The sequence below is a fragment of the Pseudomonas sp. 05T35 genome, from assembly GCF_056396605.1.
In genome coordinates this window covers 1-22,065 of the sequence record NZ_JBFTLU010000030.1, presented here as the reverse complement: position 1 = coordinate 22,065, position 22,065 = coordinate 1, and the positions used below count along the sequence as shown (strand labels likewise).

26 protein-coding genes are annotated in these 22,065 nt (G+C 58.9%); 8 read left to right on the top strand and 18 right to left on the bottom strand.

Features of this window, described 5'->3' with window-relative positions:
* Positions 1-232: 232 nt before the first annotated feature.
* The gene (gene ahr, locus AC1DH9_RS04325) at positions 233-1,264 is read left to right on the top strand and encodes an NADPH-dependent aldehyde reductase Ahr (RefSeq protein ID WP_442114589.1); all 1,032 of its coding nucleotides are present in this window, start codon (positions 233-235) and stop codon (positions 1,262-1,264) included.
* Between the two features lie 451 nt (positions 1,265-1,715).
* Here ahr and AC1DH9_RS04320 read toward each other — a convergent pair whose 3' ends face one another.
* The 5 genes from AC1DH9_RS04320 to AC1DH9_RS04300 form a co-directional block, all read right to left on the bottom strand.
* The gene (locus AC1DH9_RS04320) at positions 1,716-1,934 is read right to left on the bottom strand and encodes an ester cyclase (RefSeq protein ID WP_429538781.1); all 219 of its coding nucleotides are present in this window, start codon (positions 1,932-1,934) and stop codon (positions 1,716-1,718) included.
* A 30-nt stretch (positions 1,935-1,964) separates the two neighbouring features.
* Complete coding sequence (locus tag AC1DH9_RS04315; protein WP_427546098.1) at positions 1,965-2,381, bottom strand: nuclear transport factor 2 family protein; 417 nt, start codon at positions 2,379-2,381, stop codon at positions 1,965-1,967.
* A gap of 90 nt (positions 2,382-2,471) precedes the next feature.
* Complete coding sequence (locus tag AC1DH9_RS04310) at positions 2,472-3,092, bottom strand: NADPH-dependent F420 reductase (RefSeq protein ID WP_427546100.1); 621 nt, start codon at positions 3,090-3,092, stop codon at positions 2,472-2,474.
* Positions 3,093-3,207: 115 nt separating this feature from the next.
* A complete protein-coding gene (locus AC1DH9_RS04305; RefSeq protein WP_427546102.1) occupies positions 3,208-4,173 on the bottom strand; it encodes an SDR family oxidoreductase in 966 nt (321 codons plus the stop codon).
* Positions 4,174-4,221: 48 nt separating this feature from the next.
* Complete coding sequence (locus tag AC1DH9_RS04300; protein ID WP_477807843.1) at positions 4,222-4,614, bottom strand: NADPH-dependent F420 reductase; 393 nt, start codon at positions 4,612-4,614, stop codon at positions 4,222-4,224.
* A gap of 23 nt (positions 4,615-4,637) precedes the next feature.
* Here AC1DH9_RS04300 and AC1DH9_RS04295 point away from each other — a divergent pair, with 23 nt between their 5' ends.
* The gene (locus AC1DH9_RS04295) at positions 4,638-5,090 is read left to right on the top strand and encodes a winged helix-turn-helix transcriptional regulator (RefSeq protein WP_018930255.1); all 453 of its coding nucleotides are present in this window, start codon (positions 4,638-4,640) and stop codon (positions 5,088-5,090) included.
* 60 nt (positions 5,091-5,150) lie between these two features.
* Here the strand turns inward: AC1DH9_RS04295 and AC1DH9_RS04290 are convergent, their stop codons facing one another.
* The 4 genes from AC1DH9_RS04290 to AC1DH9_RS04275 form a co-directional block, all read right to left on the bottom strand.
* A complete protein-coding gene (locus AC1DH9_RS04290) occupies positions 5,151-5,567 on the bottom strand; it encodes a nuclear transport factor 2 family protein (protein WP_427546106.1) in 417 nt (138 codons plus the stop codon).
* 47 nt (positions 5,568-5,614) lie between these two features.
* A complete protein-coding gene (locus tag AC1DH9_RS04285) occupies positions 5,615-6,043 on the bottom strand; it encodes a nuclear transport factor 2 family protein (protein ID WP_477807842.1) in 429 nt (142 codons plus the stop codon).
* Positions 6,044-6,126: 83 nt separating this feature from the next.
* On the bottom strand, positions 6,127-6,726 hold the full coding sequence (locus AC1DH9_RS04280; RefSeq protein WP_427546110.1) for an NADPH-dependent F420 reductase: 600 nt from the start codon (positions 6,724-6,726) through the stop codon (positions 6,127-6,129).
* Between the two features lie 71 nt (positions 6,727-6,797).
* Entirely contained in the window at positions 6,798-7,532 is a 735-nt protein-coding gene (locus AC1DH9_RS04275; RefSeq protein WP_477807841.1) for an SDR family NAD(P)-dependent oxidoreductase, read from the bottom strand.
* A 112-nt stretch (positions 7,533-7,644) separates the two neighbouring features.
* Between AC1DH9_RS04275 and AC1DH9_RS04270 the strand changes: the two genes are divergently transcribed.
* Positions 7,645-8,007, top strand: a complete 363-nt coding sequence (locus AC1DH9_RS04270; RefSeq protein ID WP_347929875.1) for a winged helix-turn-helix transcriptional regulator — start codon at positions 7,645-7,647, stop codon at positions 8,005-8,007.
* 351 nt (positions 8,008-8,358) lie between these two features.
* Here AC1DH9_RS04270 and AC1DH9_RS04265 read toward each other — a convergent pair whose 3' ends face one another.
* Positions 8,359-9,315, bottom strand: coding sequence for a LysR family transcriptional regulator (locus tag AC1DH9_RS04265; protein ID WP_427546114.1), 957 nt, complete (start codon positions 9,313-9,315; stop codon positions 8,359-8,361).
* Between the two features lie 124 nt (positions 9,316-9,439).
* Here AC1DH9_RS04265 and AC1DH9_RS04260 point away from each other — a divergent pair, with 124 nt between their 5' ends.
* Both AC1DH9_RS04260 and AC1DH9_RS04255 read left to right on the top strand, forming a co-directional pair.
* A complete protein-coding gene (locus tag AC1DH9_RS04260) occupies positions 9,440-10,198 on the top strand; it encodes a sulfite exporter TauE/SafE family protein (protein ID WP_427546116.1) in 759 nt (252 codons plus the stop codon).
* Positions 10,199-10,408: 210 nt separating this feature from the next.
* Entirely contained in the window at positions 10,409-10,681 is a 273-nt protein-coding gene (locus tag AC1DH9_RS04255) for a DUF2790 domain-containing protein (RefSeq protein ID WP_427546135.1), read from the top strand.
* A 44-nt stretch (positions 10,682-10,725) separates the two neighbouring features.
* On the opposite strand, the gene AC1DH9_RS04250 is transcribed toward AC1DH9_RS04255, so the two are convergent.
* From AC1DH9_RS04250 to AC1DH9_RS04230, 5 genes are all read right to left on the bottom strand, one after another.
* Positions 10,726-11,682: a LysR family transcriptional regulator gene (locus tag AC1DH9_RS04250; protein ID WP_477807844.1), complete on the bottom strand. Its 957-nt coding sequence runs from the start codon at positions 11,680-11,682 to the stop codon at positions 10,726-10,728.
* Positions 11,683-11,801: 119 nt separating this feature from the next.
* The gene (locus tag AC1DH9_RS04245; protein ID WP_427546118.1) at positions 11,802-12,752 is read right to left on the bottom strand and encodes an aldo/keto reductase; all 951 of its coding nucleotides are present in this window, start codon (positions 12,750-12,752) and stop codon (positions 11,802-11,804) included.
* Positions 12,753-12,818: 66 nt separating this feature from the next.
* Complete coding sequence (locus AC1DH9_RS04240) at positions 12,819-14,309, bottom strand: efflux transporter outer membrane subunit (protein ID WP_477807840.1); 1,491 nt, start codon at positions 14,307-14,309, stop codon at positions 12,819-12,821.
* Positions 14,310-14,328: 19 nt separating this feature from the next.
* On the bottom strand, positions 14,329-15,828 hold the full coding sequence (locus tag AC1DH9_RS04235) for a DHA2 family efflux MFS transporter permease subunit (RefSeq protein ID WP_477807839.1): 1,500 nt from the start codon (positions 15,826-15,828) through the stop codon (positions 14,329-14,331).
* Entirely contained in the window at positions 15,825-16,964 is a 1,140-nt protein-coding gene (locus AC1DH9_RS04230) for an HlyD family secretion protein (protein ID WP_427546139.1), read from the bottom strand. The genes AC1DH9_RS04235 and AC1DH9_RS04230 overlap by 4 nt, the downstream gene beginning before the upstream one ends.
* Before the next feature lie 258 nt (positions 16,965-17,222).
* Between AC1DH9_RS04230 and AC1DH9_RS04225 the strand changes: the two genes are divergently transcribed.
* From AC1DH9_RS04225 to AC1DH9_RS04215, 3 genes are all read left to right on the top strand, one after another.
* On the top strand, positions 17,223-17,846 hold the full coding sequence (locus tag AC1DH9_RS04225) for a TetR/AcrR family transcriptional regulator (protein WP_427546124.1): 624 nt from the start codon (positions 17,223-17,225) through the stop codon (positions 17,844-17,846).
* A gap of 37 nt (positions 17,847-17,883) precedes the next feature.
* A complete protein-coding gene (mug, locus tag AC1DH9_RS04220) occupies positions 17,884-18,408 on the top strand; it encodes a G/U mismatch-specific DNA glycosylase (protein WP_427546126.1) in 525 nt (174 codons plus the stop codon).
* Positions 18,409-18,499: 91 nt separating this feature from the next.
* The gene (locus tag AC1DH9_RS04215) at positions 18,500-19,414 is read left to right on the top strand and encodes a LysR family transcriptional regulator (protein WP_477807838.1); all 915 of its coding nucleotides are present in this window, start codon (positions 18,500-18,502) and stop codon (positions 19,412-19,414) included.
* Between the two features lie 70 nt (positions 19,415-19,484).
* Here the strand turns inward: AC1DH9_RS04215 and AC1DH9_RS04210 are convergent, their stop codons facing one another.
* The 3 genes from AC1DH9_RS04210 to AC1DH9_RS04200 all read right to left on the bottom strand — a co-directional run.
* A complete protein-coding gene (locus AC1DH9_RS04210) occupies positions 19,485-20,501 on the bottom strand; it encodes a M14 family metallopeptidase (RefSeq protein ID WP_427545812.1) in 1,017 nt (338 codons plus the stop codon).
* A gap of 172 nt (positions 20,502-20,673) precedes the next feature.
* Positions 20,674-21,663 (bottom strand): DMT family transporter, encoded by a 990-nt coding sequence (locus AC1DH9_RS04205; RefSeq protein WP_427545814.1) that lies wholly within the window; start codon positions 21,661-21,663, stop codon positions 20,674-20,676.
* Positions 21,663-22,065 (bottom strand): ABC transporter permease subunit (locus AC1DH9_RS04200; protein WP_477807837.1); only part of this gene is annotated, 403 nt, incomplete at its 5' end. The genes AC1DH9_RS04200 and AC1DH9_RS04205, both read right to left, overlap by 1 nt.

Genomic DNA, 22,065 nt, shown 5'->3' with positions numbered 1-22,065 from the left:
ACATTGTTTATTTATCGAACCTTTTTAATCATGGCTGGTTGCGAATAACCCATTAGGTTTTTCTGACCGCACAATGAGAGCCAGGACATCCCCACGCTATGGACCGGTAGTTTGGGGGGAACAGCAAGCCGGCTTGCGAGAACCAGGACGACGGCAAGCGATACGCTACACTTCCCTAGCTCCGCCGCGGCACCTGAGGTACCAAACCTGTCTCCTGATCTGGAGGTATCCAATGAGCGCTAGCACCGAACTCACTTCCTTCACCGGCTGGGCCGCAACGGCGGCCGGCGCTCCACTGGAGCGCTACAGCTACGATCCCGGTCCATTGGGGGAAGAGGAGGTAGAAGTCGCCGTGGAGTATTGCGGCGTCTGCCACTCCGACCAGTCGCTGATCGATAACGAATGGGGCATCAGCCAGTATCCCTTTATTCCCGGCCACGAGGTGGTCGGCAGTATCGTGCGAGTCGGCGCACAGGTACGCGGTCTCGACGTGGGGCAACGGGTGGGCATTGGTTGGTACAAAGGCAGTTGCATGCATTGCTCCTCGTGTATCGGAGGCTCCCACCATCTGTGCAGCACCGTCCAACCCACCATAGTCGGCAGCAACGGCGGCTTCGCCGACCGCCTGCGTTCGCACTGGGCCTGGGCCCTTCCAATACCGAGCGGACTCGACCCGGCCATGGCAGGCCCGCTGTTCTGCGCCGGCTCGACGGTGTTCAATCCACTGGTGGAATTCGACGTCAAGCCCACTGACCGGGTCGGCGTAGTGGGCATCGGCGGCCTCGGTCATCTGGCACTGCGCTTCCTCAACGCCTGGGGCTGCGAAGTCACGGCCTTTACCTCGTCGTTGAGCAAACAGGACGAAGCCAGGCGCCTGGGCGCGCACAACGTGGTCGCCTCAACCGACAGTAACGCACTGAAGTCCATCGCCGGCACTTTGGATTTCCTGCTGGTCACCGCCAACGCCGACCTCGACTGGCCAGCCATGCTCGGAACCCTGCGCGGCAAGGGCCGCCTGCATTTTGTTGGCGCCGTGCCTGGCGCGATTCCAGTGCACGTGTTCAATCTGCTTCCTCAACAAAAGAGCATATCCGCCTCGCCGGTCGGCTCACCCAGTACCACGGCGACCATGCTGGAATTCTGCGTACGCCATCAGATCCTGCCGCAGGTCGAGCACTTCCCCATGAGCCGGGTCAACGAAGCCATCGACCACCTGCGCAGTGGCAAGGCTCGTTATCGCATCGTACTGGATGCCGGTAAATGACTGATTGGCGCGTGGGGTGACGCCCGTACGCGCCTTTGACTGCGCTCCCCCCTTCACTGGTTCAAACGGTTCATCAATGGATGGATTGGGATCATTGAGAAACTTTGGGGGGAGTAGAAAACTCAAGGGGGAAGTTATGGTTTAAGAGGCCTTTTGTCTCATGTGAGATATCCGCTTTGGGTTGGTTACAACTCCTCGCGACTGGCGGCAATCGGCCAGAAGCTGCCATTCGCTGAAAGCAAGTTTCGACTGAATTTGCCTTTCATGCAGGCGGATGGAGACATCGACCAATCACACGGCCATATGAAGCCGCCGATTGCCATCCCCCACCAAAGATCCATAGTGCGCAGATGACCACGCTGCTCGCGCTTCCTTGGCGAAGCCCWTCAAGTGTGGACGACGGTGGCGACAGAGGTGAGGAAGAGCTTGATGCAGTCCCCAGCGCCGCTCATCAGCTGCTGGCAAGGCAAAGTTGCTGCTGCATTACGGAAGCCGCGTTGTAGCAATTAAAGGATATGACCTTGCCACGCTCCAGGTGAAAAACGTCACAGCACGGAACATCTATTGTCTTGCCCGTTGGAGCGACAGTCCCTGAGGCAAGTGTCAGCTCACCTTTATGCGTCCCCCGAATTGCGAGTTCGACGACTACGACATTCTCCGCGACATAGATGTTGAATAATGTGGTATCGATCTCGATGGGTCAGGGACTGGAGCCCGCGTCCATCTCGGAGGCCCGCGCCAGTGCTTGCGTATCGAGATACTCCCGGATGTTCGTCAGTTTTCCATTTCGCACAGTAATGGCGAAGACCCAATCGTCCTCCCACGTCTTATTCGTCGCTTTAATTCTCCCCCTGGCGAAGCCGACGACCAGAACCCGGTCTCCCTGCGCTACGTATTCGTGGAACTCCATGACTGATGTTTCCATCTTTTCGGAAGCCTTCTGAAGCAGATCTGCCAATCCCGCGTGCCCGCGATGCGTGCCAGCCAGCGGCCAGTCCTCGCCCGGAATGATCCATTCAATATCTTCGGAAGTCAGCGCCAGTAGGTCTCGCCTATTGCTGCGGCCCATTGCTGTAAAGAAGTCCTTAACAACCTGAACATTCTTTTGTGTGTTCATCGAAATCTCTCCGCATCTCTCGCATCTGATCGCGTCCGTTCTGATCAGATACCTTGTGGACCTGCCGGTGAAGGGCGTGGTGTCGGAGACTCAGCCGATATCGACTTTCAAGGCAATGTCCCAAGTGCCGGCGCCGTTTTTCGCCAGGCCGATCATCATCAGGCCGAGCGCCTCGAGCGTCTGGGCCATGTGCAGGCCGCCGACATCCAACGGACGCAGCCCGAGACTTTCGATGAACGTCGAGACGCGCGCCTTGGCCTCCAAATCGTCGGCGGCGATGAACGCGTCGAGGGGGCCTCCCTTGGCAAGGACGTGGCCGAAAAGGGTATTGAATGCCTTCACGACATGCGCGCTGGCGGGGGCGATCCTGGCGATTTCCTGCGCACCAGAACTGCCGGCGGGAGAGACGAGGCCCGTGAGGTCCGGCGAGGCCGTGTTGGTGATGTCGATGATCACCTTGCCGTCGAGGGCGTCCCCGTAATCGGCCACCACCGACGCCGCGCCGGTGTACGGCACGGCAAGGATGACGATGTCGCCGGCGGGCGCGGCCCCATAGGTTCCTGTGGTCGCTCCGGCTCCCAGCTTGTCGACCAGCGCCTGCGCCTTGGCGGGGTCGCGGCTGACCACCTCGACGGTGTGTCCTGCTTTGGCTGCACGACCGGCGATGGCCGCAGCCATGCCTCCTGAACCGATGATGCTGATAGTGCTCATGTGTAATCTCCAAATGAGTTGGGGTTTTGCCCGCAGTCTCTCTGAACAGGCTTCCCCCGGTTAATATCCCGTGGGTGCCGGGCTCGTTGCGACCCGGCGAACAGCCTCAGCTCACTCAGGCAGCAGGGAAGTAGTGGCCGTTGTCCATATCGGCAAACAGGCCGGGCTGCGTTGGTGTCCAGCCGAGCATCTGGCGCGTGATATCGTTCGACGCCGGGGTATCCAGCGTCACCAGATTCGCGAGGAAGCCGAAGAAGCCCGGCCCCATCATTACGTCCACAGGAATGGGCACGACGGGAAGGTTCAGACGGCTGCCAATGGCCTGCGCGATCTCGCGGTACGGGATCGCCCCTTCAGCAACCGCATGCCAGGATCTGCCAGCGGGACTCTTCTCCAGCGCCAGGCGGAACAAGGTAGCGAGGTCGCGGGCATGCACTGCCGCCCACCGGTTGGAGCCGTCGCCGGGGTAGCCAACGACGCCCTTTTCCTTTGCTTGACCGATTAGAACCTGAAGGAATCCGGCCTTGTCGGTTGAGCTGTGCATGATTTCAGAAATGCGCACGACCGAAGACCGCACGCCCCGCTCTGCGAGACCGATTGCAGTCAGCTCGACGATGTTCCGAACCCGCAGCGAGCCCTTATATTGATCGCCAGCCGGAGAAAGAGCCGGATCCTCCTCGGTCGCCGGTCGGCTCTGGAGCGGCCCTGGAACCGGCCAACCCTCGTTAGTCGGCGAACCGATGCTTCCCGACACGACCAGCGGCTTCCCCGTTCCAGCCAGTGCATCACCGTATGCGAGCATGATCTGGACCTCCGCTGCGGCAACAGCGTCGATCCCGCCGACCGGAAGCAGGTCTTGTCGGTGCGCGACGTGGATTACGCCGTCGGCGGCTGCAGCCGCCTCCTTGAGCCCCTCGAGATCATCGAGATCACCGCGACGCACCTTTGCGCCGAGCGCAGTGATCGCCTGCGCCGCGCTGTCCGACCGGGCCAAAGCGGTGACCTCGTGGCCGGCGGCGATGAGGTCGGAGATGATGTACGGACCGGAATGGCCGGTCCCGCCAGTAACGAAAACGCGCATGTTGGTGTTCCTTGTAAGTGAGATAAAAAAAGGGTGCTGCGGGTGCGGTCAGCCGAGAAGGCTGACGCCGATTGAGAAGTGGCTGTGCTTGACGGAGTGGGCGATGAGGCCCAGCGAAAGCAGGCAGGCGTGCTCCAGCGTTCGCGCCATGAGCAGCGGCCCGGTGTCCATCGGGTGTAATCCGAGGCTCTCGATGAATGCCGAGACGCGTGCCTTCGCCTGCGCGTCGTCCCCGGCGATGAACACGTCCAACGGCTTACCCTCGACAGAACTGGCAGCCAGGACGTGGGAGAACTGAGTGCTGAACGCCTTGACGACTTCGGCGTCGGCAGGCGCGGCTTTGGCGATCTCCTGTGCACCGAAACTGTCCTCAGGGGTCACAAAGCTTGTGAAGTCGGGAGCAACGGGGTTGGTGATGTCGACAAGAAGCTTGCCTGCCAATTAAGCGATGCTAAGATCCAGCCATGAAGACAACTCTTAAAGAAGACTTTCGATCCCATTGCGCGGTGAACTACGGCGTGGAGATTTTCGGCGACCGGTGGTCGCTCTTGATCATTCGCGACATCGTTTTTGTTGGAAAGAAGACGTATGGCCAGTTTCTGAAATCGGAAGAGGGAATCGCGACCAATGTTCTTGCTTCCCGACTTGCCTTTCTTGAGGAGCAAGGCGTTCTCTCGAAGGCGCCCAGCCCCGACGACAGGCGCAAGGACTTTTATACGTTGACCGAGAAGGGCCTGGACCTCATTCCCATCGTGATCAACATTGTGCTCTGGAGCGCGAAGCATGATTCGAAGTCGTACGTGCGGCGCCACGAGGATTTAGTTGCTCGATTAAGTCAAAACCCCATGCAGGTGAGCGAGGAAGTGAAGGCGCTGGTCCGCAATGGCGGGTGCCTCTTTCCTGAGAGCGGGGGATGAACAAGGTAGCGAACGCGCCCTGTCATGGCGCGCAAATGAGTTGGTATCGGTTCCGATGACTCAGGTCCGAGGGCTCGCGACCATTTCTGAGGCCCGCGCCAATGCTTGCGTGTCGACGTACTCCCGGATGTTCGTCAGCTTGCCATTGCGAACAGTGATGGCGAAGACAAAATGGTCCTCAAACGTCCTGTTCGTGGCTTTGACTTTCCCCGTAGCAAAGCCGACGACCAGAACCCGGTCTCCCTGTGCTACGAACTCGGGGGGCTGCGGGGAGGAAACTTCCATCTCTGCGGAAGCCTTCTGAAGCACGTTTGCCAATCCTGCGTGCCCGCGGTGCGTGCCGGCCAGCGGCCAACCCTCTCCCGGAATAATCCACTCGATATCTTCGGCAGACAACGCCAGCAGACCTTGCCTATCGCCGCCGCCCATTGCTGCAAAAAAGTCCTTCACAATCTGGATATTCTCTTGATTGCTCATAAAGACTTCTCCATTGCTCTTACAGAGGATCGCGTGGTGTCCGTCATTCAGCCGGGGACGAGGCCGAGTTGTTGCTGCATCGCAGAAGCCTCGTTGTAGCAATGGAAAGATTTGACCTTCCMGCCTTCGAGGTGGAAAACATCGCATGACGGGACATCTATCTTCTTACCCGTGGGAGCTAGCGTCCCTGAAGCAAGAGGCAGATCACCCTTGTGCGTTCCCCGAATCGCGAGTTCGACAACGACGACGTCTCCCGCGACATGGATGTTGAATATCTCACGGTGGACATCGGGGAACGCACTGACCATACCCGCGATAGATTCACCAATGGCCTTGCCGCGAAACTTCATGCCGGATGCCATATCCCACATGTATCCTTCCTCAGAGAACATGGAAACAAATTTCTCGATATCCGTTCCTTGGCCTTCCGCAGCGGCGCAGAGTTCTCTGATTATTCTTTCATTATCAAGCATCATCATTCCTCTCCTTCATTATTGAGCGCTTACCCATTCGTATAAGTTGTGGCCAGGACCGCATCAACATTTGCGATCGCGATGCATCAGCCAAACTTGACCAAGTCCTTGAAGATCAGTTGACCCCAGGTATTTCCGCGCGCCTGCACAAGCAGTCCACCTTCCGAAAGCCCACCCAGTTTGATCGGCGAGAAACCGAGATTTTCTGCAAGCGCACCCACTTCCGTTGCGGCGCCGTCATCGTCGCTCGCCAGAAACACGACTCTCCTGCCACCCTGTACGGCCGGATCCTGGCCAAGGACGGCAGCGCCCAAATGGTTGAAGCCCTTGACCAGTCGTCCACCAGTAAAGGCCTGCGCGACGACTCTGGAAGATGGCTCTCCTCCCAGTTCTTCAGGGGACACGCCGTAGGCATTGGTCATATCGATGATGGTCTTCCCCTTCCAGGTCGGCAACGCCTTGGCGACATCCGGGTGCGACTCGAAACGGACAGCCAAAAAGACGATGTCCGCCTTGACCGCGTCCACCAGGTTTTTGGGAATGATCTGAGGTCCGATCGCTGCTGCGGCGGACGCAAAGCTTTGCGGGTCGCGCGTGGTTGCAACGGATACTTCGATGCCGTTGCGGGCAAACGCCTTGGCCAAGGCCTGACCGATATTGCCGAAGCCGATAATTGCATAGCTCATATAYTTTCCTCAGGTTTACCACGCCCAGCGGCTCCCACTATCGAATGGAGTGACCGGCCGGGCGCGGCGGGTCAGATTTGCGCCAGGCCGCCGTCGACGGCGACCTCACTTGCGGTCATGAAGCTGCTGTCCTGCGATGCGAGAAACGCGGCTGCCGCTCCGATCTCCGCCGGATCGGCCATGCGCTGGAGCGGATTCATCGAGGCGAAGACCTTCATGCCTTCCTCGCCTAACGCTGCCTTCGCAAGTTCGGTCGCAGTCGGCCCGGGCGACAGCACGTTTACCCGGATGCCGGTACCCTTCAGGTCCTCCGCCCAGGTCCGCGCGAGGTTGCGCACTGCTGCCTTGCTTGCGCTGTAGACACTGAATGCCGGGGCGCCCGTGGTGCCTGCGCTCGACCCGGTCAGGATTATCGAACCGCCCTGCCCCATCAGAGGTAGCGCCTTCTGGACCGTGAAGATCAAACCCTTCACGTTGGTGTCGAAGATTTCGTCAATGTGCTCGGCAGTGATTTTGCCGAGCGCAAGCTGGCTTCCCGCCCCGGCATTGGCGAAGACGATGTCGAGGGTTCCGCGCTCGGCCTTCACCGCCGCGTAGAGTCGGTCGAGGTCGGYCAGATCGGAGACCGAGCCCTTCACCGCGCGGGCATTGGGTCCAAGGTCGGCCACAGCGGCGTCGAGCGCTTCCTGTCGGCGGCCAAAGATGAAGACGAAGGCGCCCTCCTCGATGAAGCGCTTTGCCGCGGCCCGGCCGATGCCGGTAGCGCCGCCGGTAATCACGGCGGTCTTTCCATTCAGTCTGGTCATGTCGTGCATCCTTCGTTGGAGTTGTACCCAAGCAGGAATTGCTTGCTTGAGAACGAGGATGCAGCTCTGATAACCTAAGGGCAAGTATGCACCTTTTGGTAAGTATCAAAAAATGACGACGACTTCTGAAATCTGCGGTACCGGATGCGGGCTCAACGCCACGCTGCGCATCATTTCGGGCAAATGGAAACCGCTGGTCTTGTTTTTCCTGCGCGACGGCCCGAAGCGCTACGGCGAGCTCAAGCGTTTGATCCCGGGCGTTAGCGACAAGGTGCTGATCCAGCAATTGAAGGATCTGGAAGCCGACCACGTGCTGGCGCGGACCGACTACAAAGAAGTGCCCCCGCGCGTGGACTACACGCTGACCCCGCTCGGCCGCAGCCTGGCTGAGGCGATCGTCCCGCTGTGCAACTGGGGAACCGAGAACGCGGCGGAAATGGCAAGCATCTTCGCCAAGCGCGACACGTTGCCCTAGCGGGATGCTGAAGAACCGATGCGTCGGACAACCCTGCGCGTTGGTGGGAGGGCGGCAGGTCGAACTCCTCCAATCAGATCGTCAGGATGCGCGATTTGGCACTCTGGCCCATGTTTGTGTTGCATCAACCGGTTGAATTCACAGCCGTTAGCTGCCTTTCACAAAGGGCAGCTTTGGATCAGTTGTTGCCGCTGGTAATGGATCACCATCGAAAGGGGTTTAAGTGTCGATGAGCGGCGCGTCTGCGATCAGGTCGATCCAGTAAGAGGGCATGTATCGATCAATTTTGAAGGTCTCCGTTTTGATTGGCTCAAGCCCCCCCACACAATCGCCGCCAACCGACTTGCAGGGTCAGCCCATCCCCTGCAATCCGGTTTTGATCAGCGGTAACGCGCGTTTTCGGTCCAGACTCTCGCCAAAGCCACGGATCACCTGCAGCAGAGACTTCACCCGCAGCGGCAGATTCCCGGCCGGGTACACCGCGTGCATCTGTGGGCTTTCGCCGCTGCTGGAGGTGAGCATGTACTCGGGGCAGACCCGGAGCAGGCGCCCCGCTTCCACTTCGGGCTCTGCGACCCAGTCCGCCAGGCGGGCGATACCGACGCCCGCCAGGGCCGCCTGGAACACCGCCGAACCGGAGTTGAAGCGAAACTTGGGATCAGCCCGAAAGCTGATGGCCTGCGTCTCACTGCGAAAATTCCAGTCTTTTAGAATCCGCGGCGCCGTGTGCAGGATCAGCGAGTGCGCCTCCAGCGCTTCGATGGAGTCGGGTGTCCCGCGCCGCTCCAGGTACCCGGGGCTGGCGTACAGGTATCGTGAATAACTCCAGAGCGGAAAGCCGATCAGGTCACTGGATTGCGGATACCCGCCACGAATCGAGAAGTCCAGTTTGCTCTTGGCCGGGTCGATGGTGTCATCGGTGAAAATCCCATCGACGTTCACGTCTGGATAACGCTCACCGTACTGCGCGATCAGCCGGGGCAATACCCCGTGGCCGAGAAACTCGGGGGCGGAAAAGCGGACCCAGCCGTAGGCCTGGCCGCTGATTCCGGCCAGGTCTTCATCCGCTTCACGTTGCAGATCCAGCATTTTGTAGGCGTGGGGCAACAAGCGCTCGCCCGCCTCGGTCAAGCTCACGGCATTAGAGGAGCGATTGAACAACTTGACCCCGACGCTTTCCTCCAGGGCTTGAACGGCGCGGGTCAGCGAACTCGGGGAGCGCCCCAGCGAGCGTGCCGACGCGACAAAACTGCGCTTGCGAGCCACCGTCGCAAAGGCTTCGAGCTCCCCCAACATATCCAGTGCCATTCACCACCTCGTTGCACTTTTCACAATGTGGCATTGCAACACAAAAAAAGTCGTTCCGTTAACCTTCCCGCTCAATCCACACCGCTGGACCTTCACCACTCCTTCATCGTCAGGGCCTGAATTCATGATCGATATTGTCATCCTTTGCGTGTTCGCCTTTGCTGCCGGCCTGATTGATGCGGCGGTGGGTGGCGGCGGACTGATCCAGATACCTGCGCTGTTCAACGTGCTGCCCACGGCACAACCCGCGGCACTGCTGGGTACCAACAAGGTCGCGGCAGCGTGCGGCACCGCATTCGCGGCCCGGTCTTTCGTGCGCAAGGTGGTGATCGACTGGGGGCTGGTGATTCCCGCTGCCTGTGCGGCCTTTGTCATGTCCTTCTTCGGCGCGGCCACGGTGTCGTCCGTCCCGCAGTCGGTGATCCGGCCGGCAGTGCTGGTGTTGATCGTGCTGATGGCGATCTACACCTTCTGGAAAAAGGACTTCGGCGCCCTGCACAAACCCATGCACATCGGTACCCGGGAGAAATTGCTGGCGATCGTCATCGGCGGTGCGATTGGCTTCTACGACGGACTGTTTGGTCCCGGCACCGGCAGCTTCCTGATTTTCCTGTTTATCCGCTGCTTCGCCTTCGACTTCCTGCATGCCTCGGCGTCGGCCAAACTGGTGAACATCGCGACCAACGTCGCGGCGCTGATTTTCTTCATTCCCACGGGTAACGTGCTCTACCTGATCGCCCTCCCCATGGCCGCATTCAACATCCTTGGCGCGCTGACCGGCACCTGGCTGGCGGTTCGTAAAGGCGTGCCCTTTGTCCGGAGCCTGTTCCTGGTGTTGCTGGTGATCCTGATCAGCAAACTGTCTTACGACCTGTTCGTGTGAACCTGAGCCGTGGTTCTGACTGTCCCCGTAGCATTCTATTCATGCGAAATCCGACAACAGTGTTTGTCCAATAGGCCGCTGTCTGGGAAAGGGATAAACATCTAGCATCGTTCCTACCCGGTGAGCACATTGAATAAACATCAACTAGCTCTCGAGGTAAAAACGATGCAGGTCAACCCCTTGAGCGATACGGTGAATATGATGAACATGATGAATATGTCAAAAGTTGCGATCTTCCTTGCGCTTGGCAGTTTAGGCGCACAAGCATTTGCAGACGAGAGCCATTCAACAGTCGCCACCCGTCAGACACCGGTAGAAAGTTACACTTACGCAACCAAGCTCGACATTAAAAAAGTCATTGCAATGACAGACGCTGCGGACCAGTGCGGGCCGGTTCCTGTTCAAATGACCTATGAAGACTCTCACGGTCAACAGCACGTCCTTCAGTATCAAGTCATGGGAACGGGCTGTTCAAACGGTTGAGCACTGTGCGGACGATGGAGGGTCGACACTCCATACCTGCCGCGCTAGCGAGCTCGAAAGCTGTTGTCTTTTCTGGCCGAGCGAACGATTTCTTCATCGGATGCGAGCAAACTCGGAATGTAATCTTTAAGAAATTCCACCCATGTCTTTATTTTTGCATCCACGAACTTTCGTGATGGATAAATGGCAAACAAGTTGAACTCTTCAAAATGATACTCCGGCAGTACGCGCACTAACGTGCCGGCCCTGAGTCCGTCGACTGCCGACGCAATCGGCTGAATACCAATCCCCATCCCATTCGTTATGGCAACAGTCATGGCGTCGGCGGTATTAACGTGAAATGGCGACAATGGAACGTTGACGGTCTCCACGCCTTCGGGCCCCTCAAATACCCAGTTTTCAACCGGCATTACCGTATTCACAATTCTCAAACAATCATGTTCGCCAAGCGATCTCGTGGAATCGGGAATCCCGCGTTTCTTCAGGTACGCGGGCGAGGCACAGAGAATGCTGTAAGTGATGCCGAGCCGCTGAGCGACAAACCCGGAATCGGGTAGATCCCGCGCCAAAACAATCGATATGTCATAGCCCTCCTCCAGCAAGTCAGGTAGTCGATTGKTCAGTGTCAAATCAAACATTACCAAGGGATAAGTCTCTCTATACTTGGCAATGGCTTTGATCACGTAATGATTACCGACGGCTCCCATCGCGTGGATCTTGAGCCTGCCAACGGGCATGACCTGCGCGGTACCCGCTTCCTCTTCGGCCTCACGTACCTCCTCAAGAATTTTCTCGCAGCGCTGCAAATAGCGCACACCTGCCTCGGTCAACGCCAGGCGTCGGGTCGTGCGGTTAATCAGCCGTGTTTGAAGCCTGGCCTCCAGACTGGAAACCGCTTTGGAAACGTTAGTTGTGGTGGTGTCCAACAGCTCAGCCGCCGCCGTAAAGCTGCCGCTCTGAGCGACAGCTGCGAAGAAGCGCATGGTCTGGAAAACGTCCATCGTTACCGCCTCCGCAGATAAGTAAAAAACCAGCATGCTCTCCAGGCATGTCTCGCGTGAAGAGTTATTCGTATCGAAAAAAGGGGCGGCCTTGCAAAAGACCACCCCCTTGTCATGCGTTATTTTTTGCCCGGAATAAATCCGGGCACACCGGTTTCCACCACCGAGTTGAATCGTACGCGGGTCGTAATATCGTCCTTGATTTCAAGCATGGCCCTGTGAGGCAGGGTAGAAATCGCAAAGTTTTCCTGGATATGGCTCAACGTTGCAGACGTGGTCAGGAAAGCCACGCCACGTTGTACGGACCAGGCCAACGCAACTTGAGCCGGAGTCTGTTGCAAGCGCCGGGCGACGCCTGTGATCACCGCGTCTTCCAGTACGTTCGGCTGCATGCCATGCCCCAGTGGTGCAAAGGCAAGGACGATAATTCCATGCTGCCGACAAAACTCGAGCAGTTCCCATTCAGGCAGATAAGGATGCGATTCAACCTGCACGACGGCAGGTTTTATCCGGGCCACTGCCACAATTTCTTGCAATGCCTGCAGTGTAATGTCGGATAACCCGATGGACTTGCACCGCCCCTCATCAACCAAGCGCTCAAGTGCTCGCCAAGTCTCGATTAATGTCACGCCGGAGTCGTAAACGATTCTCCCCTGCTCGTCTCTTGGTTCCTGGTCTTCGCCCGGTTGAAAGGCGAAGGGTGTGTGGACGAGGTAGCAATCGATGTAATCCACTTGAAGCCGTCGGCAGCTGGCTTCAAAAGCCGGCAGAACCCGCTCGGGGCGATGGTTGGTGTTCCACAGCTTTGTGGTAATAAACAGGTCTTCGCGCCGGACCTTACCAGTATCCAGGAATTCCTTTATCGCCACTCCGACCTTGTCTTCGTTTCGATAGCGCTCTGCACAATCGAAATGGCGAAAGCCTGTTTCCAGCGCGTGCTTGACGGCTTGTGTTGTCACGCTCAGATCCCGGAACAGCGTGCCAAATCCAACCGCTGGCATCGCACCCGATCCGTGGACAATAGGGAACTTTGTATCGCGAAGTTCATCGTGAAACGCTTCGTATGACATGTCTTTACTCCGATGTCTGGGGCTACAGCCGCAATGGCGATAGTGGTCTCTGGTAAAACGCAGCTGCTATTGATAAACAGTTTTCGGCGCTTCGCGGCTGGCAACGCGTTGCTCGGACACACCCACCGAATTACCGCCGAGTGCCACATACAAGCGCACCGTGTCGAGATACTGCGCCGTCTTCACTCTGATTTGACCCAGTAACGCCTGCTCATAGGCACGTTCCGCTTCCAGCACCTGGAGAATGCTGTTCTCGCCTTGCGCGTAGGCTTGCTGGTTCAAACGAAAACTGGTTTCGGCCGCGCGTAATGCGTCCTCCTGCGCCAGGTTTTCTTCCGAGTCATGGTTGATTGCCTGCAGCGTGTCTGCGACCTGGCCAAATGACTGAATGAGCGTTTGCTGGTAGTCAGCGAGTGTCGCCTTGTAGCCGTCGACGGCTGCCTGACGTTCAGCCTTGAGCGTGCCGCCATCGAAGATCGGCCCTRCCAGTCCCGCAGCAAGACTCCAGAGTGCAGCGCCGCCATTGCCTGAAGCCGCCTGCGCAAGAGACGCGGACAGCGTTACATGGGGATAGAGATTGGCTGTCGCGACCCCGACGGCGGCGCTGGCCATGTGCAATTCAGCTTCTGCTTGCAGTACATCCGGCCGGTCGTGGGCCATTTCCGAGGGCAAGCTGACTGGCACGCTAGATGGCAAGGCAAACTCAGCGAGGTTGAAGTCGGGAGCGGTCCAGTCTCCCGGGCCTTTTCCCGTCAGGACCGACAGCGCATGCCGTGCCGAATCACGCTGTTGAGCGAGGGGCGGCAACAGCGTGCGGTCCTGAGCGAGCCGTGTCTCGGCCAGCGAAACGTCGATCTGCGTGGTGGTGCCATTGGCGTGCGCCATGCGCACAAGCTCGAGGTTCTTCGCGTCATTGGCGAGCAGTTTCTCAACGGCTTCCATCTGCGCGTTTGCCGAAGCAACCAACAACGCCTGGCTCGCAACATCGCCGGTCAGGGTCAGGTACGCCGCTTCGTAGCGGTGTTTCTGCAGACTCGTAAACGCTTCCTTCTGCTCGACCAGCCGCTTGGTACCGCCAAAAGCGTCAAGGTCGAAGCCAACCCGTGGCCCAATCGAGTAGAAATTGGAGACGGTTGGCTCGGGCCCGTTGTGGGTCCGTTGGCGGCCAGCCTGGGCGCCAAAATCGACCTGCGGATACAGTGCACCCTCAGCCGCGGCAACAGAGGATGCCGCTTGCCGGATCGTCGCATCTGCCGCCACGAGTTCAAGATTGCCGTCGATTGCCCGACGTACAACCTTGTCGAGCTTCGGCGAATGGAAGGCAGACCACCAGTCACCGCTGACCTTCTTGCCCAGCTCAATGTGCTGTTCAGCAACCTTGTTGCCGCCCTCGCCGAGACGCTGCTCGGCCTGTTGATCATAGTGCTGCGACAGGCTCTGCGCTGGCTCTTTATAGTCAGGGCCGACGGTACAGGCGGACAGAAACATAAGCGCCGACACCGCACCGACCGTCATTGGGAACTGCTGTCTGTTGAGTACGAACGTATTGGATTTCATTGGGCAGACTCCACGAAAACTAGTTGGTCGGAACGGGTTTGCGAAGAAAGACAACCAGCGGGCTCACCACCAGCATCGCCAGCATCAAAATCTTGAACTGGCCGATAACCKCGATAAAAGCCGCCTGGCCGGTGATCATTTCGTTGAGCCCCCCGAGTGCTTGCAAGGACGTCGACGCCGTCATGGAATGTGCCGCGGTGCGATAAGGCGTCAGATGGCTTGCCAGCGCCACGTGCATCGTTTGCGTGTTGTTGAAGAAGAACACTTGCACGATGGCAACGCCGAGGGTGCTGCCATAGACACGGGCCAGATTKAAAAAACCGGTACCTTCCGGGCGGAACCTGGGATCGAGCGTGCTGAAAGCCACCTTACTGATCGCCGGCATCAAGATGCCGAGGCCGATACCCTGGAGTGCACCGGCCACCGCCACGGGCCACCAGTCCATCAAGGGCGAATAGCCGAGCATCAGCCAGTTGGCATACGCCACCAGTGCAACACCCGCGGCAACAAAGAGTCGCGAGTCGATCCGAGCAGGAACCCGGCCCATCAGTAGAAATGCACCGACAAGCCCGACACCTCGCGGTATCGTCAGGTAACCGGTCGTGTCAGGTGGGTATCCAAGAATTTCATCCAGCATCGGCGATGTCAGGGCCATCGTCGGCAACAGCACAAAACCGAGTGCGAAAAAGATGATCGTCGACAGCACGAAATTGCGGTCTTTGAACAAATTCTTGTTGAGGAAATGCACCTTTGCGGTCAGCACATGAACAACGAACAGGTAGAGCCCCAGTGCACCTGCCAGCGCCTCCAGCCAGATCTCGGGCGAAGCAAACCAGTCCAGACGCTCTCCGCGGTCGAGCAGCATTTGCAACCCGATCATTCCCAGCGTGAAGGTGCCGACGCCGAAGAAGTCGAAAGGCGGACTTTTCTCGGCCTTTTTCTCGGCCAGCAACAACGTCACCACCACGAAGATAAACGCCGTTAGAGGAAGGCTGATGGAGAACATCGAGCGCCAGTCGTAATGTTCGCAGACCCAACCACCGATACTCGGGCCGCTGACGATGCCCAAGAGCACAATGGCCGTGAACATCGAGCCGAATTTCGCGCGCCGCGCAGGTGGCAGTGTCTCCATTGCAATGGCCATCGAAAGCGGTGCCAGCAGGCCACTCGCGGCGCCTTGAATGATGCGCGCACCGACGAACTCCAGCGGAGTCGTTGCCTGCATGGCGAGCAACAAGCCAAGGACGAACAAGGCTATCGCGGCTTGATACACAACCCTCAGGCCGTAGCGTCCGGCGAGCCACTGCGCAATCGGCAGGGTAATGGCGCTCGCCGCGAGGTATGAAGTGAATACCCAGCCAGCCTCGTCATCGGTCATCGATATGGCGCCCTGAATAAACCTCAGTGCCGCATTCGGCAGAGGCAGGTTCGCCGACTGCATATAGGTCGCGAGCAATGCCGCGAACCTGAGCGTGCGCGAGCCCTCTCCCGCCGGGTTTCCAGCAAGACTGGCGTTCATCGGTCGGTACCTGCCGTCAACAGAGCCTTGAGTGGGTGCCACCAGGGCGTGCGATACCCGGTGTCGACTTTGACCGTGGCGCTGGTCCCCGAGAAAAGCGGCAGAGCAGGATCCACTTCATCGAGTTCGAGTCGGACCGGTACCCGCTGGACAACCTTGACCCAGTTGCCGGTCGCATTTTCCGGTGGCAGCAGTGCGAAGTCCGACCCGGCACCCGGACTCATACTGGTCACGTGGGCCTTGAATACGTGATCAGGGTACGTATCGACACTGATGGTCGCTTCCTGGCCCCGACGCATATGCGTCACTTCCGTTTCGCGGAAGTTGGCCTCCACCCAGATCTGACGATCGGACAGCAGCGCAAAGGCCGGCGCACCGCTGTTGACGTAGTTGCCCACCTGCAAATCGTCGACCTTGGCCACGATGCCATCCTCCGGCGCATACACCGTCGCGTACGAGAGATAAAGCTGCGCTTCGTCGAGCTGAGCCTTGGCCTCGCGCACCATCGGGTGTTTATCGGCTTCGATGTCCGGATTGCCGTTCAAGGCAACGACCGTGCTGGCGATCTGCTGTTCGATCGACGCTATTCGTTGCCGGGCAACTTTAAGGTCGGTGTCGGCACGTTCGTAAATGGCGCGCGAAACGAACTCGGTAGCGACCAGCGCTTTCTTGCGGGCAAATTCCCGCTGGTCGAAATCAGCCGACTCTTTGGCCGATTGCAGTTCCGCCTGCTGCTGGCGGTAGCTTGCCTTGAGGCCATCGATGCGAAGCCGCGCGACGCTCAACTGCGCTTCTGCACGGTTAATCGCGATCTGGAACGGCTCCGGGTTGATCCGAAACAGCACCTGGCCCTTGCGAACAGGCTGATTGTCCTCGACCGCGATTTCGACGACTTGTCCGGAAACGCGAGCGTTGATCGACGCCTTCGCTACTCGGGCATAAGCGTTATCGGTCGAAACGTAGGGCTCGCCCGTCACATAGTGTGAGTACCCAACCGCAGCGACGAGAGCAGGAACGCCTACCATAAGGAGTGGTCGCAACTTCTCTTTAAACGGTTTCTTGACGGGCCTGTCGGCCTGGTTCGGCCCTGGGTGCTCGAAGGTTTGCGAAGCTGGAATGTCGAACTGTCTGGTCATGATCGAATACACCTTTAACCGGGAAATCGGGCTAACACGGGCAACGATCGCCTGCGACCCTGATGTCAATAATTGCTGTGAGCAATCAATCTCGTGTGCGTCAGGAGGATCGCTCTGCCGCACCTGTTTCATCGCCGCAACACCCAGTTCGAGCTCCGCTGCAACAAACCTGAAATTCAGGAACTTCTGGTTCCTTAATTTTGTGCGATGGTGTAAGAATATGCCGTGACTCACCTTCATTCAAGGAATTTGTACAACATGGCACAAAATAAAACTGCAGAGGGCAAAGGCCGCGGCCGCCCTCGCGCGTATGACCCGCAGACAGCGCTGCAGCAGGCGCTTGGGGTTTTCTGGAGCACCGGATATTCCGGCGCCTCTCTGGATAGCATCGCAACGGCGGCCGGCATGAATCGCCCAAGCCTCTATGCGGCATTCGGTGACAAGCACGCGCTCTACATCAAAGCGCTTGAGCAGTATTGGGAATTTGCCGCGGCGGCCATGCATGAGGCGCTGACAGACAACACACTGACGCTGGAGCAGGCGTTGATGCGTTTCTATGAGGGGCAGTTGTCGATCTACTTCTCGGGCGAAGGACAACCGCGCGGCTGTTTCGCGATTGGTACGGCGACTACCGAGGCCGTCGAGGATGCTGAAATACGCGACGTGCTTTCGGATCGACTGAGCAGGCTCGATGCCGAACTCGAAGCGCGTCTGCGGGCAGCAATCAATTCCGGCGAGTTGAAAAGCGATGCCGACCCTGCAGCCCTTGCCGTACTCGCGTCATCCTTGCTGCACAGCATTTCGATACGTGCCCGGGCGGGCAAATCCCGCGAAGAATTAACGGAACTTGCACGCAATGCGGTCAGCGTGATCTGCGGCTAGTTAACCTCGGCAGCTGTCGGGTTTGTGAGGTTTTATCGTGGGTGAAAGACTCGAAGATATTCTTGCCGAGCAGCTTGCAGTGATTTTCTGTGGCATCAATCCGGGCATGACGGCCGCCGCCCAGGGGCATCATTTTGCGGGTCGGGGCAATCGTTTCTGGCGCACACTGCATCTCGCCGGTTTTACGCCGGAGGAAGTACGCCCGGAACACGATCGGACGATCTTGCAGTATCAGTGTGGGTTAACCGCCGTGGTCGAACGGCCAACGGCGCGGGCGGATCAGCTGTCTGCACATGAATTCATCGCTGCCGCAGCGGATTTTGAACAAAAGATCGCACGCTATGCACCACGCTTTGTGGCGTTTCTCGGCAAAGCGGCGTACAGCGCATTATCTGGTCAACGAGAAATTGCATGGGGGCTTCAGTCAAAGACCTTTGGTAATGCCTCGGTCTGGGTCCTGCCCAATCCGAGCGGGCGAAATCGCGCGTTCACGCAGGATCAACTGGTCGGTGCTTACCGCCAACTCTGCCTGGCAGCAGGTTCGGATCGGTTTTCCGTTTGATCAGGGGATCACTTTACTTTTTCGTCAGACCGGGATAGATAGCGTGTTACACCCCCTACTTGATACCTGATGTAATCAATCGAGAGATGCGATGCCCCGGCATTTTGACGATGTGCAACTCGGCAGCATTGAGCTGTTCTGTCTGGCAGTCGAGTTTGAAAGTTTCACTGCCGCTGCGCAGGCCGCCGGCGTGACGCCTGCCGCCGTGAGCCGGTCGGTGTCACGCCTGGAGGAGCGTCTGGCGGTGCGCTTGTTTGTCCGCACCACCCGGCAGATACGCCTGACCGAGGCAGGTCGGGTCTATTACGAGCAATGCCGTCAAGCGTTGACTCAACTGGTTGACGCGGAACGTAAAGTGACGGCCCAACAACAGGCGCCCTCAGGGGAATTGCGCATCAGCGCACCGACGCCCTATGCGCATTTTCGACTGTTACCGCGCCTTGCCGAGTTTCGTCGACGCTACCCACTGGTCAAGGTAGTCGTACACGTCAGCACCCGGAACATAGATTTCGCTGAGGAAGGTTACGATCTGGCCATCCGTGGTCGAGCGCCCGATGACTCGGCGCTGATTGCGCGCACACTCGAGAATGCAGAGCTGGTGGTCGTCGCCTCTCCTGAATACCTTCGGCAGCATGGCGTTCCACAGTCACTGTCGGACCTGGAATCACACGATTGCATTCAATTTGAACTGCCCAGCAGCGGAAGGAATGTGCCGTGGACTTTCATCGTCGATCAACGCTCGGTGAGCGTGAACACCTCTGGAAATACCACCTGCCTTGAAGATTATCTGGCAACGATCACGATGGCCAGACACGGCGCCGGGCTCGTCCAGGCGTACCGGTTTACCGTTCAGGCGCAAATTGACAGTGGTGAATTGGTCGAGGTACTCGGGGAGTTTGGTGGTGCTACCCGCCCCTTCCTGTTGCTGTATCCCCATGCCCGCTACCTGCCGATGAAAGTCAGAGCGCTGATTGATTTCTTGACGGACCCGGAGTCGGTTCATTGATTGCCAGGTCAGGTGCTACTTCTCTGGGGGCTGAACACATGCTGATTCGGAAGGCTGCCGCTTCCCCCTGCTAATTAGGGTCCAACAATCCTCCGCTCCAGTTGCGCGACACCCGGGTTCCGGTGAACTTCGCCACCACCATGCCCTGTTGCACAAGGCGATCCCGATAACGTGTCACCATCCGCCCCGCTTGTTCGGCAACCAGCACCACTTCGGAAGACGGATCACCCGGGCGCCCCAGAATCCGCGCAAACCGCTGCCCTTCTTCGACAAAATCGCCCAGCTCCTTTTCAAAGATCAGCACCCCGGGCTGCGGCGCGAGAATGGTCTCCATGTGGCTCATCTCTATCGCCTCGACAGGCCAATCGCCTGGCGACTGCGGCTCATCGATCACCCCGCACGCGCAAAGCCAGGCGTATAGCCCCGCAGCATCCTGCTCGGCAAACCGGTCGCTGACATCGCCCTGCCCGCGCAATTCCAGGGTCGCCGCCAGGCGCTGGTCCGTGACGCCATCGCGCAGCCAGGGCGCAATGATGGTTTCCTCGAAGGAGCCATCGCCACCGTCATCCCAGATGATCGCCACCGCCATCTTCATCGCCGCCGCCAGTTCACGGCCACGTGGCCAGAAACTGCGATGAACGTAGAGGTATGGCATTGCCTCGTCATCGGTGTGCAGATCGAGCATTAAGTCCGCCGTGGCCGCCAGTTGTACCAGGCTTTTTTGCCAGGCCTGGACAGGAGTCGAAGGCCGGGCCATCGCGGTCGACTGGTCGAATGAACGGTTGAAATTATGGCCCGTGGCGTCGTGAAACCGACCGAGTATTCGCCCTTGGCGAAACTGCCCGATGCCCAGGGGATTGGCCTGTGGCACCACGGTCACACTGCCCTTCAGGCGGCCCTCGGTCTCGGCGATCTGGAGTCGCTGCATCAACAGGTGCAGGACCAGCATCCCGGCGATTTCGTCGGCGTGCACCCCCGCCTGCAGGTGCACCTTCGGCCCGCCGCCATTGCCCTCGAATCGCCACACGCCGACCCGCACCGCGTCGCCGTTATTGTTCCGAACCGCGAACGAAATGTCCTGCCCCATACGTGTGTCCTCCGGTCATGACCGTTAAAACCCGATTACTCAATCCGTAGCAGCTGCCGAAGGCTGCGTTCGGCCGCGTAGCCGTCGCAAATTCGGCATCCACGGATTATTGGAAGACCGCATTGCGTGATTTTACGACCGCTTCGCGGCCGAACGCAGCCTTCGGCAGCTGCTACGGGGGTATGCGTCGCCCCGGAATCTCTTGACTGAGTGGCATTACGCCAACGGCCTCGCTATCTTGGGTTGCGGGATAAAGGGCTTGCGTCACGGAGCATTCGGCGCCGACGACGTCTTGTGCCGGGTGACGGCCAACGATCATCGCCAGGGTGCCGCTGACCGCGATCAACCCGGCGCCAATCATCAGCGACTCATCCATCAGCGTGCCCCAGACCAGGTTCGATAGCAGGAACGCCCAGACCAACCCGGTGTACTCGAACGGCGCCAGCAAAATCGCCGTGGCCCGCTGAAAACTGGCGAACAGCAGGAACTGCCCGATACCGCCCACCAACCCGGCACCGAGCATCCCCAGCCAGGCCGGGGTCGGCGATGGGGTGTGGGTCCAAGGCAACGCCAGCATCATGCAAATGACAAACACCCCATTGGTGATCAGCATCTGTTCCAGCACTGACGTCTGGTTATCCACCTGCCGCAACTGGATGTAGGTGAAGGCCCAGCACATCGCCGCCAACAGCGTCAGCACGATCGGCAAGGGCTCGGTCATATTGCTGGGGCGACAGGCAATGATCACGCCGACAAAGCCGATGATCAGGGTGAACCACTGCCAGCCGCTGGCACGCTCCTTGAGGATGACGACCGCCAGCACCGTGACCATGATCGGCGCCGAAAAATACAGTGTGGTCATTTCTGCCAGGGTCAGGTCCCGGGCTGCCGTGTAATACAGCAGCCAGGCAACGAGCGACAGCAACCCGCGCACCACCAGCAAGCGCCGGCTCGGTGAGCGCCAGGCCCGTTGAACCAGCCGCGGGCGTCCGGCCAGCAGGCAGGCGACCACCACCACGAGGCTGCGCCAGAACAGGATGCTGACCACCGAATAGTCGGCCACCAGCCACTTGATGCTCGCATCCTGCAACGCCAGGAACGCATAGCCCAAGGTGCACAGGCCGATGCCCTGCAGCGACCGGTCAACCCGTGGCGCGCTCATTACACCGCCCTGCGCAGTGGCGTCCCGCGCCGTTCGGCAAAAGCGAACAGCGCCTCGATCAGGAACGTCAGACAGACATACACCCCGGCCACCAGCAGCAACGGTTGATAGACTTGCAGGGTCTGCGCGCGGACCACATTGGCGGCGCCCAGCAGATCGATCACCGCGATGGTCGAGGCCAGCGCCGTGGACTTCAGCAACATCACGGTCTCCCCGGCCAATGTCGGCAACAGCAACCGCATCGCCCGCGGCAAGCGCACCCGCAGCAGGGACTGGCGCGGGGTCATGCCAAACGCCGAAGCGGCTTCCATTTCCCCCTTTGGCACCGCCAGCAGGCCGCCGCGAATCACTTCGCCCACATAGGCCCCCACCGACAGCACCAGGGCGAACACGATGTACCAG